The organism is Flavobacterium sp. 5 (assembly GCF_002813295.1).
GTDB lineage: Bacteria > Bacteroidota > Bacteroidia > Flavobacteriales > Flavobacteriaceae > Flavobacterium.
This window is the reverse complement of the sequence record NZ_PHUE01000001.1, coordinates 804,146-820,714: the sequence shown is the minus strand read 5'-3', so window position 1 is coordinate 820,714 and position 16,569 is coordinate 804,146. Positions and strand designations below refer to the sequence as shown.

Here is a 16,569-nt window from a genome sequence, read left to right as displayed (position 1 = left end):
GTTATAAAGGCAGTATTTTTACTAAAAATAAAATATAAATGACCCGATCTAATATGAACTATTTTTGTGTTGCAATTTGTACGTTGTTGTTTTCTTTGACTTCAGTTTTTGGACAAGAAAAGATTGATAAATATATCGTTGGTAAAGGTGAAACAATAGCTCAAATAGCTCAGAAATTCAATGTTACTCCTTACGATATTTATAAGCTTAATCCAGATGCGCAAAAAGTATTGAAACCTAATAGTGTTTTGTTAATTCCAAGAAGTAAAGGAAATAGTGTTGTACCACCAGTAAAACCATCAAATAATCAACTTCCAAAAACACATTTAGTACTTGCTAAGGAGACGTTATTTGGAATTGAAAAAAAATACGATGTAACCGATCAGGATTTGAAAAAAGCGAATCCAGATCTTGAAAAAAATGGTTTACAAGTAGGTCAGACTTTGAATATTCCTTCTAAAAATAGCCAAAAAACAAATGTTGTGGCTAAGAATACAGTGGTTTATCATACTGTATTGCCAAAAGAAACGAAGTTTTCTATAGCTAAACTATACGGCATAACTATTGAAGAATTGGAACATAAAAATTCTGAAATTGTAGCTAATTTGCCAGTTGGTTATGAGCTATTGATAAAAGGAAACAGACCAAAAGCGGTGACAAAAACTGCAGTTGTAGAAACAAAAGTAATGCCGGTTAAGCCAACAGTTGTTAAGTCAGCAACAGTATCTGAGCCTGTTACTTATGTTGATTACAGTGTAAAAGCCAAAGAAACTTTTTACAGTTTGTCAAAGCAGTTTGGTTTAACACAACAGCAATTGATCGATCTGAATCCTAATTTGTCAGCAGGAGTTCAAGACGGAATGGTTTTAAAAGTGCCTTCAAAATCAAATCAAATTGCATCTAATTCGGCGAAACAAAAAGTTGTTTTAAATTCGAAAAATAGTAATGATAAAAAGACTTTAGTTTTGTTACTACCTTTCAATATTGCTAAAAATGGAGGTGATACAATTAGTTCTAATGTCAATCGATTAAATAATGATAAATTTCTGAATATGACTTTAGACTTTTATGCAGGTGCTTTAGTTGCAATCGATTCAGCAAAGCAAGTCGGTATTAACTTGGATGTAAAGATTTTCGATTCAAATGAAGGGAAAACAACTTCAAACGTTGCGACTATTTTTAGTAATAATGATATTGCCAGTGCCGATGCTGTTGTTGGTCCATTTTATCAAGCAAATGTAGAAAAAATGGCTAATTTACTTGGTCAAAGTAATGTACCGGTTATTTCTCCACTGTCAAAAGATACAGGTAATCCAACTCCAAATTTATACCAATCGATTGTTCCGGCTTCTGATTTAAAAACGGCTATGTTTAATTTTTTAAATGCAAAACAAGGGAATATAATAGCGGTAATTGATAAGAAAAAGGAAACTATCAGAAAATACATTTTAGAGAATCAAAAAGAAGTAAAAATAGCTCCATTGACTCCTACAGGTGGTTTAAATGTAGAAGGTTTCAAAAGTCAGTTGGTTAAGGATAAAATGAATTATGTTATTCTGGAGACTGGTAATACGGGTATGATTAAATATACTATAAACACTATGGTTAGCGTTATGGCAGGTTATCAAGTTCAATTGGTTATTTTAGAACCAAATGAAACTCTGGATACAGATGAGATAAGTTTCGAAAATTTAACTAAACTGCATTTAATGTATCCTTCTGCGACTCGCGAAAATAACTCTCCTGAAGCTCAAATTTTTATGCAGAGCTATAGAAAAAAGAATAAAGTAAATCCAAGCACCTTTGCCATTCGTGGTTTCGATATCACCTTTGATACAATGATGCGTTTGTCTCAAGACAAAACCTATCAGGAAACAGCCGAAACAATGATAACAGAGCAAGTAGAAAACAAGTTTGAGTATCATAAAAAAGATGAAGGCGGTTATATTAATAAGGGGATTTACATTTTGTATTACGACACTGATTTGACTGTAAAAGAGGCAAAGTAAAAGAAGAATCTGTTTTAGGAGCAGAAAGATCGGGTATTTTTGGTTAAGATGGTTCCTGCTATCCGTTTCAATCTTTTTGTTCTGATGAAAAATCAAAACAAAAAGGATTTTCACTACTATCGGGGCTAAAAGTAAAGAACTGGAATTTTTGTGATGATTTACAATAATAATATATAATTAAAACGATAATGACTTCAAAAGTAACTTATTTAGGGGATTTAAGAACTTCCTCAATACACATACAATCGGGTACTGAAATTATATCTGATGCTCCAGTTGATAATAATGGAAAAGGTGAGGCTTTCTCGCCAACAGATACGGTAGCAAATGCTTTGGCAAGCTGCATGATGACGATAATGGGGATAAAAGCAAGAGATTTGGATGTTGATTTTAAAGGTTCAACTGCCGAAGTGACCAAAATCATGAATGCAGAGCCAAGACGCATTGGAGCAATTGAAATTGTTTTTGAAATGCAAGGAGTTACCGAATCGAAAGATAAAACTATTTTAGAAAGAGCTGCAATGACTTGCCCGGTTTTCTTGAGTTTGAATACTGATATTGAAAAGCGAATTACTTTTAATTGGAAGTAAAAAAAAGCATTAATAATTAATAATTTCAATAAAAGAAGCGCTGCATTTGGGCTTCTTTTACTTTTTAAAATGGACCAAAATCAAAAACAGCTTATAAAACTAGCTCATACCAAAATGCCTTTTGGTAAATACGAAGGCTGGTTTCTGATTGATATCCCCGAATATTATATTGTTTGGTACAGTAACAAAGGATTTCCAAAAGGAGAACTAGGAGAGCAGTTAAAGTTAATTTATGAATTAAAGCTTAATGGACTCGAAGAATTAATTCGTAATATTAAAAAGAAGTACCCAAAACCTTAGTTATTTCAGAAGATTTATTAGAATTTTTTGATGGTTGTAGTAAAGTTGTTTGTTAATTAAGCATTAATGTAATAAGTCTAAAATTCTAATACTTGTAGAGTCTAGTATCCAATAAATTTTGTACTTTTGCCACGTTTTTTACACAACTACAATACAAACAACAACTCAGAATGAATCAAACGAAATATATTTTTGTTACAGGTGGTGTGACTTCTTCTTTAGGAAAAGGAATTATAGCAGCATCTTTGGCAAAATTGTTACAGGCAAGAGGATATAGAACGACTATTCAAAAATTTGACCCTTATTTAAATGTTGACCCAGGAACCCTGAATCCGTATGAGCATGGCGAATGTTATGTAACAGATGATGGAGCAGAAACAGATTTGGATTTAGGACACTACGAACGTTTCTTGAATGTGCCAACTTCTCAAGCTAATAATGTAACTACTGGTAGAATTTATCTTTCGGTAATAGAAAAAGAACGTAGAGGGGAATTTCTAGGAAAAACGGTTCAAGTTGTTCCTCATATCACCAACGAAATCAAAGATAGAATGCAATTGCTGGGTAATTCTGGTGATTATGATATTGTTATTACTGAAATCGGTGGTACTGTCGGAGATATTGAATCATTACCATATATTGAATCAGTTCGTCAGTTGGTGTGGGATTTAGGTGAAAATAATGCCATCGTTATTCATTTAACATTAGTGCCTTATTTAGCTGCTGCTGGTGAATTAAAAACAAAACCAACGCAGCATTCTGTTAAAACTTTAATGGAAAGCGGAATCAAAGCTGATATTTTGGTTTGTAGAACAGAGCATGAGATTTCAGATGAAATCCGTAATAAATTAGCTTTATTTTGTAATGTAAAACGTGAAGCTGTAATTCAATCCATTGATGCATCAACTATTTATGAAGTTCCAAATTTAATGTTGGAAGAAGGACTTGATGTAGTGGCTTTGAAAAAATTAGATTTACCTAAAAAAGCAGCTCCGGATTTAAAAAACTGGAATACTTTCTTGCGTAGATTAAAATTGCCTAAGCATACGGTAAATATTGGTTTGATTGGTAAATATGTAGAAATGCAGGATTGCTACAAATCAATATTGGAAGCTTTTATTCATGCGGGTGCTGCAAATGAAACTAAAGTAAATGTTATTTCGATACATTCTGAATTTATCGATTCTGAGAATATAAAAGAAAAGTTGCAAGATTTAGATGCAATTCTTGTTGCTCCGGGCTTTGGAGAAAGAGGAATTGAAGGTAAAATTGAAACTATTCGTTATGCTCGTGAAAACAATGTTCCATTTTTCGGAATTTGTTTGGGAATGCAAATGGCAATTATTGAATATTCTAGAACAGTTTTAGGGTTAGCTGATGCCAATTCTACTGAGATGAATGATAAAACCAAAAATCCTGTTGTGAATTTGATGGAAGATCAAAAAACAGTTACAGATAAAGGTGGTACAATGCGTCTTGGAGCTTGGAAGTGTGATCTTACGCCAGATTCATTAGCACATAAAATTTACGGTAAAACATCTATATCAGAGCGTCACCGTCACCGTTACGAATACAATAGTCAATATGTAGATCAATTGCAAAAAGCGGGATTAATTGCTTCAGGTGTAAATCCGGATACAGGTCTTGTGGAAGTTGTTGAATTAGAAAATCATCCTTTCTTTATAGGTGTACAATATCATCCAGAATACAAAAGTACAGTAGCAAATCCGCATCCAATTTTTGTAAGCTTTGTTGCGGCAGCAGTAAAAGGAAAAAAGAAATAAGATATAAAGGTTTTCTAAATAGATAATCATCAATGTAACATTAAATGTATATTGATGACTAATAAAATCAGTTTCTAATTTATTATGATTAGAACATAGATAACAATAATTAATAAAATGGAAGAAAAAAAATTAGACCTTAACTCGATTATAGGGATGTTATTAATCGTTGGTATATTCTTTTGGATGATGTACCAAAACAAACCTTCAGAGGCGCAAATTGCTGCAGAAAAGGCTAAAAAAGAATTAGTTGCAAAAGAAGCTAATGCTAAAGCTGCAGCTTCGAAACAAATTGTGACACCAACAGCTATTGTAGCAGGAGATTCTACACAATTAGCTCAATTGCAAAAAACATTAGGAGGATTTGCTTATTCTGCAACTTTGCCTTCTGCGAAAAATGATGTTACAACTATCGAAAATGATTTTGTAGTATTAAAAATCGCTAACAAAGGAGGTTATATTGTTGAAGCTACTTTAAAAAATTTCGAAAAATTTGAGAAAAAATCGGGTCAATTAGTCTCTTTGATAAAAGATAATAATGCTGATTTAAATATTCAATTGCAAACAAATGATAGTAGAGTTTTAAATACAAAAGACTTGTATTTTGAACCTACATTATCTAAAGTTGGTGATGAGCAAATTCTTTCGATGAAATTGAAAGCAGGAGCTAATGAATTTTTAGAATACAAATACATTTTGAAACCAAACGATTATATGGTTGGTTTTGATATTCGTTCTCAGGGTTTAAATAAAGTTTTAAATACGGCAAAACCAATGGATTTGCAATGGAATTTGAAAACGTTTAGAACTGAGAAAAGTATCTCTTACGAAAATCGTTATACTCTTTTAGACTACGAGTATGGTGATGAGAAAATTAGCGATACAGGACATGGAAAAGAGGGAGCAGAATCTCCTGAGAAAGTTAGTTTTGTTGCTTTTAAACAGCATTTTTTTACTTCTATTTTATTAACTAATACTCCTTTTACAAAGGCAGAATTAAAATCAAATAATTTAGTTGTTGATGAAAAAATTGATACTGTTTTTGTTAAGCAATTTAAAGCTAATATGCCTTTAGCATTTACTAATGGTGAGTTAGATTATAAAATGAATTGGTATTTTGGACCTTCAGATTATAAAACTTTAAAATCATATGACAAGCATTTAGAAAAAATAATTCCATTAGGATGGGGTATTTTTGGATGGATTAATAAATGGATTTTTATTCCTTTATTTGGATTCTTAAGTTCTTATATTGCTTACGGAATTGCAATTATTATTTTTACGATAATTATCAAAATTTGCATGTCTCCTATTACATACAAGTCATTTTTGTCACAAGCTAAGATGAAAGTATTGAGACCTGATATTACTGAATTGGGAGAAAAATTCAAAAAAGACCCAATGAAGAAACAACAGGAAACAATGAAATTGTATAATAAAGCAGGAGTGAATCCTATGGCCGGTTGTATTCCAGCTTTGATTCAGTTGCCATTTATGTATGCTTCGTTTCAGTTTTTCCCATCGGCTTTTGAGCTAAGACAAAAAAGTTTCCTTTGGGCAGATGATTTATCTTCATTTGACTCTATTTATAAATTGCCTTTCCATATTCCATTATATGGTGATCATATTAGTTTATTTCCAATTTTGGCAGCTATAGCAATTTTCTTTTATATGAAAATGACTTCTGGCGATCAACAAATGGCAGCTCCTCAACAAGAAGGAATGCCAGATATGGCCAAAATGATGAAATACATGATTTATATTTCACCAATTATGATGTTAATTTTCTTCAATAGTTATGGTGCTGGATTGAGTTTGTATAACTTTATTTCGAATTTGATTACTATTGGAATCATGTTTGTTATCAAAAATTATATTGTAGATTCTGATAAAATACATGCTCAAATTCAAGAGAATAAAGCAAAAGAGCCTAAAAAACCAGGTAAATTTCAACAGCGTTTACAAGCTGCTATGGAACAAGCTGAGGCTCAAAAAGCGAAAGATAAAAAGTAATTATATTTGATATATATAGCAAAAGCTCCTTGTAAAATAGGAGCTTTTTGTTTTTTATAAAGAGTATTAATTTTTAAGTACTGTGTTTTGCGTACTTTTATGAAATAAAAAATAAGAACATACTATTAGTATTTTTTTAAAGTTATAATATTGATTTTTAGACAATTTAATTAAAATTATATGTTTGCTATTTTTAGAGTTTTAACCTTTGTTTTATTTTGTCAAGTTGTTTTTTCTCAAACGGATAACAATCCTATAGATGATAAAGGAAAAAAACATGGTGTGTGGAAGGGATTTTATGAGGAATCGGGGAGGCCTAGATACGAGGGTACTTTTGAGCATGGAAAGGAAATAGGTGTTTTTAATTTCTTTGATGATACCAAAGCACAATCTGTTATAGCAACAAGAACATTTAGTCCTGCGGATAATTCATGCTATACTATTTTTTATGATCAAAAGAAGAATATTGTGAGCGAGGGCAAAGAGATCAATAAATTGCGTGAAGGACCTTGGAAATATTATCACAAAGCTTCAAAAGTGATAATGACATTGGAGAATTATAAAAACGGAAAATTAGAAGGAACCAGAACGGTGTATTACCCTAGCGGTAAAATTGTTGATGAAACTATTTATAAAAAAGGCTTAAAAGAAGGTGCCTATAAGAAATATTCGGAAACAGGTATTGTTATGGAAAGTAGCTTTTTTAAGAATGGGGAATATGAAGGAGAGGCCATTTATAAAGATCCAAATGATCAAGTTATTGCTAAAGGGATGTTTAAAAATGGTAAGAAAGTAGGTATGTGGCAGTTTTTTAGTGACGGAAAATTAACTAAAGAAGAAAATATGAATAAACCGAAAAAGCCACAACTTAAGAGAGATAAAGTAAAAACAGATTAGTTTTTCATGAAAAATTATTTGGGATGATGACAATGAGTAACAAAAGTATTGACTTAGATTATTGTAGTATTGTTTTCATCAATCTATTGTATAACTATAACTAGTGTTATTATTTGTACTTTTGCATTCGATTAAAATTTCAAGCATTTAAATTTTTAAAATGAAGAAACATAATCTTTAGTTGGTTGTAATTGCCAATTGGGTTATGTGAATTATCCCTAATATCTATTGGGAAATAATATAATTTGGTATATGAAACGTGTAGTTGTTGGTCTTTCAGGTGGTGTAGATTCTAGTGTTGCAGCTTATTTATTGCAACAACAAGGATATGAAGTAATAGGTCTTTTTATGAAGAATTGGCACGATGATTCAGTGACTATTTCTAATGAATGTCCGTGGTTGGAAGATAGTAATGATGCTTTATTAGTTGCTGAAAAATTAGGAATTCCTTTTCAAACGGTTGATTTGAGTGAGCAGTATCAAGAAAAAATCGTTGATTATATGTTCAGCGAATACGAAAAAGGAAGAACTCCAAATCCTGATGTACTTTGTAATCGCGAAATAAAATTTGACGTTTTTATGAAAATCGCTTTAAGTCTTGGTGCTGATTATGTGGCTACTGGACATTATTGTCGAAAAGGTGAAGTTGAAGTTAATGGTGAAAAAGTATATCAACTTCTTGCAGGTGTAGATAATAATAAAGATCAATCTTATTTTTTATGTCAATTATCACAGGAACAATTGTCTAAAGCGTTGTTCCCAATTGGTGAATTAACCAAACCTGAAGTAAGAGAAATTGCTGCCGAAATGGAATTGGTTACTGCCGAAAAGAAAGATTCTCAAGGATTATGTTTTATTGGAAAAGTGCGTTTACCTGAATTTTTGCAACAAAAATTACAGCCCAAAGAAGGTACAATTATTCAAATTGATAAAAATGATCCTGTATATTCTGATGATAGTAAAGAGGAATTATCTGTTGAAGAGGGATTGTCTTTTGCCTCTAGAAAATTACCATATACTCCAAAAATGGGAAAAGTAATGGGGAAACATCAGGGAGCACATTATTTTACTGTTGGTCAAAGAAAAGGATTGAACGTAGGAGGAACAACAGATCCATTGTTTGTTATTGCTACAGATGTTGAAACTAATACTATTTATACGGGTTTGTCTAGCATGCATCCTGGATTATTCAAGAAAGCATTATTTATTGATAAATCAGAAGTACATTGGGTTCGTAAAGATTTGAGATTAGCAGAAGGTGATACAATGGAAGTAATGGTACGCATTCGATACAGACAGCCTTTGCAAAAAGCAATCTTGCATCAATTTGAAAGAGGTATGTATATTTCATTTGAGGAACCTCAATCAGCCATTACCGAAGGACAATTTGCAGCTTGGTATTTGAATGATGAACTAATTGGTTCTGGAGTTATTTCATAAAGTAAAATTTTAATTGATAGCTTAGCATGAAAAAAATAGTATTATTTATTTTGTTTTTTTCTTGTTTTTCTGGCTTTGCTCAGGAAGATGCTTGGGTATATTTTAAAGTAAAAAATAATTCTCAATCTTATTTTGAGAATCCTTTGCTAATGCTTTCTCAAAGAGCTTTAGACAGAAGGACTAAGCAAAATATTATTTTAGATTCCAAAGATATTCCTATCGACAAAAGTTTTATCAGTCAAATTAAAACTGTTTCGGGTATTACTGTTATGGCGCAATCTAAATGGCTAAATGCATTATACGTTAGAGGTACACAGGAGTCAATTAATTCTTTGAAAGCCTTATCTATTGTTGATAGAGTTGATTTTGCTAATAAAACACTTAATTCGACTGCAAGGTTTGCTACTGAGACTAAAATAAAATCGATTAGTAAAGTTTTAGAAACTCAAATTGATTTTGCTTATGGAAGTTCGGCGAACCAAATCCAAATGGTTAATGGCGATAATTTACACCAACAAAATTATACTGGTTCTGGAAAAATAATTGCAGTTATGGATGCTGGTTTTCCAGGTGTTAATACAGCTCAGCCTTTTCAAAGGCTTATTGCCAATAATCAAATTTTAGGAGGTTATGATTTTGTGAATAAAAGTGCTGATTTTTATACAGGAGATTCACATGGTACTATGGTTCTTTCGTGCATGGGAGGATATAAAGAAGGCTCACTTATTGGAACTGCTCCAGATGCGTCCTATTATTTATTTAGAACTGAAGATGATTCGAGTGAAAATCCTGTAGAAGAATCCTATTGGGTGGAAGCAGCTGAAAAAGCAGATAGTTTGGGGGTGGATGTTATTAATACCTCTTTAGGATATTTTGAGTTTGATAAAACATCTTATAATCATACCTATGCAGAGATGGATGGTAAAACTACTTTTATGACCCGTGGAGCAGAAATTGCTTTTTCTCGAGGAATGATAATAGTAGTTTCTGCGGGAAATGAAGGTGAGACTTCAAATCCATATATAGGAGCTCCCGCAGATGGTATTTCTGTGCTTACAGTAGGGGCGGTAAAATCCTCAAAAACGGTAACGAGTTTTAGTTCGATTGGTCCCTCATTTGATGGAAGGATAAAACCAGATGTTATGGCACAAGGGCAAGCAGTTGTTTTATCGGATGAATCTGGAGTAATTGGAACAGCAAACGGAACTTCTTTTTCTAGCCCAATAACAGCGGGATTAGTAGCCTGTTTATGGCAAGCCTTTCCGGATAAAACCAATCAGGAAATTAAAGATTTAATTATAAAATCGGCAGATAGATATACTGTGCCAAATAATCAATATGGATATGGAATTCCGGATTTTAGTTTAGCTTTGTCTGGAGGATTAGGTGTAAAAGATTTTTATAAAAAAGATATTTTTTTATATCCCAATCCTGCTAATAATTTAAGCACCGTTTCTTTTTCTGATAATTTTGATGATGGAATATTTCGAGTTTATTCTATTCTTGGTCAAAAAATATTAGAACAAACAATTACCAGAGAACTGCCTTCCATTTCTTTAAAAAATTTACAAGCTGGAATGTATATTTACACCATAAATTGGGATGGTAACGTATCTTCGGGTAAACTAATCAAACAATAATTTTCTCTTTACATATGAACAAAATTACAAGTCTTTTCAATATTAAATATCCAATCGTTCAAGGAGGAATGATTTGGAACAGCGGTTATAAATTAGCTAGTGCAGTGAGTAATGCAGGAGGATTAGGGCTAATTGGAGCAGGTTCCATGTATCCGGAAATATTGAGAGAACATATTCAAAAATGTAAAAAAGCAACCGATAAGCCTTTTGGAGTAAATGTACCATTGTTGTATCCCAATATTGAAGAGATAATGAAAATTATTGTTGATGAAGAAGTTAAGATTGTTTTTACATCAGCAGGAAATCCTAAAACTTGGACTTCTTTTTTGAAAGAAAAAGGAATAATGGTAGTTCATGTAGTAAGCAGTACTGTTTTTGCCTTAAAAGCTCAAGAAGCAGGTGTAGATGCTGTTGTTGCTGAAGGTTTTGAAGCGGGGGGGCATAATGGAAGAGAGGAAACTACGACACTTACTTTGATTCCTATGGTAAAAGATAAAATCTCGATTCCGTTAATTGCCGCTGGAGGAATTGCAACTGGACGTGGAATGCTTGCAACAATGACTCTTGGCGCTAATGGTGTACAAGTAGGGAGTCGATTTGCTGCTTCGTTGGAATCTTCATCACATGAAAAATTTAAGCAGACTATCGTTGATCTTCAAGAAGGAGGAACTCAATTGACTTTAAAAGAGTTGGCACCTGTTCGTTTAATTAAAAATAAATTTTACGAAGATGTACAACAATTATATAGTAACTGTCCTGGCAAAGAAGAATTAGCAACTTTGTTGGGAAGAGCCAGAGCTAAAAGAGGCATGTTCGAAGGGGATTTAGAGGAAGGAGAATTAGAAATTGGCCAAATTGCTGGTTTGATCAAAGAGATATTACCCGTAAAAGAAATAATTGATACTATGATTGCCGAATTCGAACAAGCAAAACAAGAAGTTGTCCAATTTGATTTTTAAAAATTCCTATATTTGCTTTTCTACAAAATTTTAGATAATGATTAAGTTAAAAAATACGTTTTTATTACTGTTTCTTTTTTTTGGGTTAAATCAGGGATTCAGTCAAGTGTATAAATTCAAAACTACTGGTTTAAGTGTTGCTGCAAAAGATGCAAATGGCAAATATGGTGATTGGAGTGAATTAAAATTGGTTAACATTTTAATCAATTTAGATACCAATAAAAATAGAATTGTGATCTATTCGGAAGCAATTCAGTTATTTGAAATTGTAGAATATCTTCATGCTGAAGAAAGTGAAACAGATCTTATTTATCCTTTTGTCTGTAAAGATAATAACGGAGAAGATTGTACACTTTCGTTTATTACCAGAAAAAATCAAGAAAACAGGAAACAGTTATATATCAAATATGATGACCGAGTGTTAGTTTATAATGTCGTCAATTTTGAGTAGTCTTTTGTAATTTGCTTTATGTTAGTTGATTGTAAAAATAATTTTCTTGATTGGAGTGAGCGTGAGGGATAGAAATAAGCTGCCGGAGCAGCATGGATAGCCCGACCGCAATATAAAAAGGGGCATCTCTAGATAATCTAAAGGAGCCCCTTTTTATATTGTGGTCACGCCCTGATTGTTTTGAGTATTTAATAAATTTTGGTTAACAATGGGTTAACTTGTTGTTTTATTAGTTGTGTTTTTAAGTTTTTTTACAAGATAAAGAGTATTTTTGTTCACCATTTAAATATATTATGAGAAAAATTATTTTGCTTTTAGTTTGTGTTTTTGCTATCCAAAGTCAGGCACAACAACGACCAAAATTGGTTGTTGGTATTGTTGTAGATCAAATGAAAATGGAGTATTTATATCGGTTTTCGGATGATTTTTCTGCTAACGGTTTTAAGAGGTTGATGGAGGATGGGTTTACTTTTAACAACATGAATTATAATTATGTACCTACATTTACCGCCCCAGGGCATGCTTCCATTTATACGGGTACTACTCCTGCTACACATGGAATTATTGGAAATGATTGGTACATTCGTTCGATTGGAAAAAGTATGTATTGTACAGATGATGCTGGTGTTAAAACACTAGTAGAAGGGGCTGAAAAAGAAGGAGCAATGTCTCCGAAAAATCTTTTGAGTACTACAATTACCGATGAATTGAGAATGGCAACAAACTTTAAGGGTAAAGTTATTGGTTTGAGTATTAAAGATCGTGGTGCTATTTTACCAGCTGGTCATTTTGCTAATTGGGCTTTTTGGTGTACTAAATCGGGAGCGTTTATTTCGAGTACTTTTTATGGCGATAAAATGCCGGATTGGGTTACTCAATTCAATGCTGAGAAGAATTACATGAAATATATCGATAAAGGATGGAGTTTATTGAAGCCTGTTGAAACTTATAACGAAAGTTTACCTGACAATAATCCTTATGAAGGTAATTTAGGTAAAATATTACCTCCTGTATTTCCTTATGATTTAAGTAAAGTTTATAAAGAAAGTGGAATGGAAGTTTTGAAATCAACTCCATTTGGGAATGACTTTTTGGCGGAATTAGCCATAAGAGCAATAGATAAAGAAGAACTGGGAAAAGATAATATTACCGATTTCTTAGCTGTAAGTTTTTCTTCAACTGATTATGTAGGGCATAATTTTGGTCCAAGATCTATGGAAGTTCAAGATACTTATTTACGTTTGGATCTTACTATTGCTGCTTTCTTGGAGAATTTGGATAAGACTGTGGGTAAAGATAATTATTTGGTTTTCTTAACTGCAGATCATGCTGTTGCTGAAAATCCTATTTATTTGAAAGACCGTAAATATAATGTAACAAACATACCTTCAAAGGAAATTTTTAATTCCCTTAATAAATTTTCAACGGATACATTTGGGGTTAATTTAGTGTCGAATTATTCTAACTTTAATGTTTTCTTAAATAGAGAACTAATAAAAGAAAAAGGCTTGGAACTACCTAAAGTAAAACAAAGTTTCAAAGATTTTTTAATGACACAAGATTACATTAAGAGAGTATATACGCAAGAAGAGATTTTGGGTGCTACCGGTCAGGATTATTATTTAAATTTTATATTTAAGGGATATGATGTTAAACAAAGTGGTGATCTTGTTGTTCTTCAAGGTGCGGGATATTTGGAAAGCATAGAGACAGGAACTACTCACGGAACTCCTAATAGTTATGATACTAATGTGCCGTTACTTTTTTATGGTTGGCATGTTCCAAAAGGTGAATCTAATAAAAAAGAATATATTACAGAAATTGCTCCGACTCTTTCTAAAATGCTTAAAATTACTACTCCAAACGGTTCAGAAGCTGAAGTTTTAGAAGAATTGTTTGTTAAGAAATAAATTGTTTTAGAAGTAATAAAAAATCCCATTTGTTTAGACGAATGGGATTTTTTAGTTTTATATGTTTTTTTGTTATTTTTGAATAATTAAAGTTAAAACTGTTAAATTGAAATAGTTTTATTTAAATATTTTTTAATTATGAAGAGAATTATTAAAAGAATTTTATTGGTACTTGTAATTGGTTTAGTAGCATTCTTGCTGTATGTAAAATTCGCGTTACCTAATGTTGGTGAATTAGAATATCTTAAAGTTGAGTCGACAACAAGCAGATTAGAACGCGGGAAATATTTAGCTAATAATGTTTGTGTTTGTATTGATTGCCACTCAACTAGAAATTGGAATGAATTTTCAGGACCATTAGTTGAAGGGACTCTTGGTAAAGGTGGAGAGGTTTTTGATCAAAGATTTGGGTTTCCTGGAAGTTTTTATTCCAAAAATATTACTCCTTCCGGAATTGGTGATTGGAGTGATGCTGAAATCTTAAGGGCAATTACAAGTGGTGTTACTAAAAATGGTACGGCTTTATTTCCTGTCATGCCGCATCCTAATTTTGGTAAAATGGATAAAGAGGATCTGGTTTCTATTATTGTGTATTTAAGAAGCTTAAAATCTATCAAAAATGTGGTTCCAGAATCGGTTGCTGATTTTCCAATGAGTTTCATAATTAATACAATCCCAAAAGCACCACATTATTCTAAAATACCATCTAAAAGTAATTCAGTTGCTTATGGAGACTATCTTTTTAATGCAGCTTCATGCTCCGAATGCCATTCTAAACAGGATAAAGGTAAACCAATTGAAGGCATGGAATTGGCAGGTGGTTTTGAGTTTCCTATGGTAACGGGAGGAATAGTTAAATCTGCTAATATAACACAGGATAAAAATACTGGTATTGGAAAATGGACAGAAGCAGATTTTGTAAAACGTTTTAAATCCTACACAGACAGCACTTACGTCCCAAATAAAGTAACAAAAGGTACTTTTAACACTGTTATGCCCTGGACGATGTATGGTAAAATGAAAGAAGATGATTTAAAAGCAATTTATGCTTATTTAAAAACCATAAAACCAATACATAATAGTATCGAAAAATTCGTTAATCCTTGATTTTTTAAATTTAGTTTTATTGTTTTATTTTGGAGCAGAAACATTAGACATTTTTAGGAACATTGTACCTGCTCTACACTATATCTTTTCTTTTTTAAAGGAAAAAAGAAAAGGATGCCGTTTCGATCAGGGCTAAAGACAAACATAGTACTTCTTTGTTTTTATCTACAATAGTAATCAAAATCAGTTTTTTGACATAAAAAAATCCCGAATGTTATTTCGGGATTTTTAGTTATTAAACTGTTGCAGTTTCTTTCTTTTCTACTGGCAATGAAATTTGATTTTGTAATAAATCTTCAAATTTTTCATGTGCTCTGATCAAATATCCTTTACCATTCATCCATAATACTTCAGCTGGTTTGTATCTGGAATTATAATTAGAAGACATTGAGAAGCAATAAGCTCCAGCGTTACGGAAAGATAAAATATCTCCTTCTTTTATTTCTGAAATTCTTCTGTTGGTTGCAAAAGTATCTGTTTCGCAAATGTATCCTACAACAGAGTAAAAACGCTCTTTTCCTTTTGGATTAGATATGTTTTCAATAAAATGCTGAGAACCATAAAGCATTGGACGAATCAAGTGATTAAATCCACTATCAATTCCTGCAAAAACAGTAGAAGTAGTTTGCTTTACTACGTTTACTTTAGCTAAAAAGAATCCGGCTTCACTCACTAAGAATTTTCCTGGTTCAAATATTAAAGTCAAATCTTTACCGTATTCTGTACAGAAAGCATTGAATCTTTTAGATAATTTTTTACCTAATTCATCTATGTCAGTTGCGATATCATCTTTTTTGTAAGGAACTTTGAATCCGCTTCCGAAATCTAAAAACTCTAAGTTTTTGAAGTTTTTTGCTGCATCAAATAAAATTTCAGCTGCATATAAAAATACTTCAATATCCAAAATGTCCGATCCAGTATGCATGTGGATACCAACAATATTCATGTTTGTATTCTCAACAATACGTACCAAATGAGGCAACTGGTGTACAGAAATACCAAATTTACTATCGATATGTCCTACTGAAATGTTAGCGTTTCCACCTGCCATAACGTGTGGATTGATGCGTATACAAACTGGAACATGTGGGTGTTTTGCACCAAATTGCTCCAATATAGATAAGTTGTCAATATTAATTTGTACACCTAATGCATGTACTTCTTCTATTTCTTCTAGGGAAACACCGTTTGGTGTGTAAAATATTTTTTCTGGAGCATAACCAGCATGTAAACCCAATAGTACTTCTTGAATGGAAACCGTATCTAATCCAGATCCCATATCTCTTAATAGCTGAAGAATGGCAACATTGGATAAAGCCTTCATGGCGTAATTTATGCGTAAATTGGCAACCTTTGAAAATGCCTTCGTTAACCGATTATACTGGGATTGTATTTTCTCTGCATCATACACATAAAGTGGACTTCCAAATTGTTCTGCTAAGTGTAGTAAATCGTTTGCTTGCATCTTT

The 16,569-nt window shown here is 32.2% G+C and carries 13 protein-coding genes; 12 read left to right on the top strand and 1 reads right to left on the bottom strand.

Annotated features, from left to right (window positions below; translation table 11 throughout):
- The first annotated feature begins 38 nt into the window (after nt 1-38).
- From CLU82_RS03350 to CLU82_RS03295, 12 genes are all read left to right on the top strand, one after another.
- Entirely contained in the window at nt 39-2,009 is a 1,971-nt protein-coding gene (locus tag CLU82_RS03350) for a LysM peptidoglycan-binding domain-containing protein (RefSeq protein WP_232735202.1), read from the top strand.
- Nucleotides 2,010-2,197: 188 nt separating this feature from the next.
- The gene (locus tag CLU82_RS03345; RefSeq protein WP_100841758.1) at nt 2,198-2,599 is read left to right on the top strand and encodes an OsmC family protein; all 402 of its coding nucleotides are present in this window, start codon (nt 2,198-2,200) and stop codon (nt 2,597-2,599) included.
- A 69-nt stretch (nt 2,600-2,668) separates the two neighbouring features.
- The gene (locus CLU82_RS03340) at nt 2,669-2,899 is read left to right on the top strand and encodes a DUF3820 family protein (RefSeq protein ID WP_077377026.1); all 231 of its coding nucleotides are present in this window, start codon (nt 2,669-2,671) and stop codon (nt 2,897-2,899) included.
- Between the two features lie 170 nt (nt 2,900-3,069).
- Nucleotides 3,070-4,683: a CTP synthase gene (locus CLU82_RS03335; protein WP_100841757.1), complete on the top strand. Its 1,614-nt coding sequence runs from the start codon at nt 3,070-3,072 to the stop codon at nt 4,681-4,683.
- A 117-nt stretch (nt 4,684-4,800) separates the two neighbouring features.
- Complete coding sequence (gene yidC / locus CLU82_RS03330) at nt 4,801-6,696, top strand: membrane protein insertase YidC (RefSeq protein WP_100841756.1); 1,896 nt, start codon at nt 4,801-4,803, stop codon at nt 6,694-6,696.
- A gap of 180 nt (nt 6,697-6,876) precedes the next feature.
- Nucleotides 6,877-7,593, top strand: coding sequence for a toxin-antitoxin system YwqK family antitoxin (locus tag CLU82_RS03325; protein ID WP_100841755.1), 717 nt, complete (start codon nt 6,877-6,879; stop codon nt 7,591-7,593).
- A 252-nt stretch (nt 7,594-7,845) separates the two neighbouring features.
- On the top strand, nt 7,846-9,033 hold the full coding sequence (gene mnmA, locus CLU82_RS03320) for a tRNA 2-thiouridine(34) synthase MnmA (RefSeq protein WP_100841754.1): 1,188 nt from the start codon (nt 7,846-7,848) through the stop codon (nt 9,031-9,033).
- 26 nt (nt 9,034-9,059) lie between these two features.
- Nucleotides 9,060-10,673 (top strand): S8 family serine peptidase, encoded by a 1,614-nt coding sequence (locus CLU82_RS03315; RefSeq protein ID WP_100841753.1) that lies wholly within the window; start codon nt 9,060-9,062, stop codon nt 10,671-10,673.
- A 14-nt stretch (nt 10,674-10,687) separates the two neighbouring features.
- The gene (locus CLU82_RS03310; RefSeq protein WP_100841752.1) at nt 10,688-11,632 is read left to right on the top strand and encodes a nitronate monooxygenase family protein; all 945 of its coding nucleotides are present in this window, start codon (nt 10,688-10,690) and stop codon (nt 11,630-11,632) included.
- A gap of 37 nt (nt 11,633-11,669) precedes the next feature.
- Complete coding sequence (locus CLU82_RS03305) at nt 11,670-12,083, top strand: hypothetical protein (protein ID WP_100841751.1); 414 nt, start codon at nt 11,670-11,672, stop codon at nt 12,081-12,083.
- 293 nt (nt 12,084-12,376) lie between these two features.
- Complete coding sequence (gene pafA / locus CLU82_RS03300) at nt 12,377-13,993, top strand: alkaline phosphatase PafA (RefSeq protein WP_100841750.1); 1,617 nt, start codon at nt 12,377-12,379, stop codon at nt 13,991-13,993.
- Nucleotides 13,994-14,131: 138 nt separating this feature from the next.
- On the top strand, nt 14,132-15,100 hold the full coding sequence (locus CLU82_RS03295) for a c-type cytochrome (RefSeq protein WP_100841749.1): 969 nt from the start codon (nt 14,132-14,134) through the stop codon (nt 15,098-15,100).
- A 235-nt stretch (nt 15,101-15,335) separates the two neighbouring features.
- On the opposite strand, the gene lysA is transcribed toward CLU82_RS03295, so the two are convergent.
- Nucleotides 15,336-16,565 (bottom strand): diaminopimelate decarboxylase, encoded by a 1,230-nt coding sequence (gene lysA, locus CLU82_RS03290; RefSeq protein WP_100841748.1) that lies wholly within the window; start codon nt 16,563-16,565, stop codon nt 15,336-15,338.
- Nucleotides 16,566-16,569: the final 4 nt, after the last annotated feature.

Bases quoted from the DNA above. Each gene is read 5' to 3' on its own strand.
- CLU82_RS03315 (WP_100841753.1), top strand. From the start codon at position 9,060: ATGAAAAAAATAGTATTATTTATTTTGTTTTTTTCTTGTTTTTCTGGC.
- mnmA (WP_100841754.1), top strand. From the start codon at position 7,846: ATGAAACGTGTAGTTGTTGGTCTTTCAGGTGGTGTAGATTCTAGTGTT.
- lysA (WP_100841748.1), bottom strand. From the start codon at position 16,565: ATGCAAGCAAACGATTTACTACACTTAGCAGAACAATTTGGAAGTCCA.
- CLU82_RS03305 (WP_100841751.1), top strand. From the start codon at position 11,670: ATGATTAAGTTAAAAAATACGTTTTTATTACTGTTTCTTTTTTTTGGG.
- CLU82_RS03295 (WP_100841749.1), top strand. From the start codon at position 14,132: ATGAAGAGAATTATTAAAAGAATTTTATTGGTACTTGTAATTGGTTTA.
- pafA (WP_100841750.1), top strand. From the start codon at position 12,377: ATGAGAAAAATTATTTTGCTTTTAGTTTGTGTTTTTGCTATCCAAAGT.
- CLU82_RS03350 (WP_232735202.1), top strand. From the start codon at position 39: ATGACCCGATCTAATATGAACTATTTTTGTGTTGCAATTTGTACGTTG.
- CLU82_RS03345 (WP_100841758.1), top strand. From the start codon at position 2,198: ATGACTTCAAAAGTAACTTATTTAGGGGATTTAAGAACTTCCTCAATA.
- CLU82_RS03325 (WP_100841755.1), top strand. From the start codon at position 6,877: ATGTTTGCTATTTTTAGAGTTTTAACCTTTGTTTTATTTTGTCAAGTT.
- yidC (WP_100841756.1), top strand. From the start codon at position 4,801: ATGGAAGAAAAAAAATTAGACCTTAACTCGATTATAGGGATGTTATTA.
- CLU82_RS03310 (WP_100841752.1), top strand. From the start codon at position 10,688: ATGAACAAAATTACAAGTCTTTTCAATATTAAATATCCAATCGTTCAA.
- CLU82_RS03340 (WP_077377026.1), top strand. From the start codon at position 2,669: ATGGACCAAAATCAAAAACAGCTTATAAAACTAGCTCATACCAAAATG.
- CLU82_RS03335 (WP_100841757.1), top strand. From the start codon at position 3,070: ATGAATCAAACGAAATATATTTTTGTTACAGGTGGTGTGACTTCTTCT.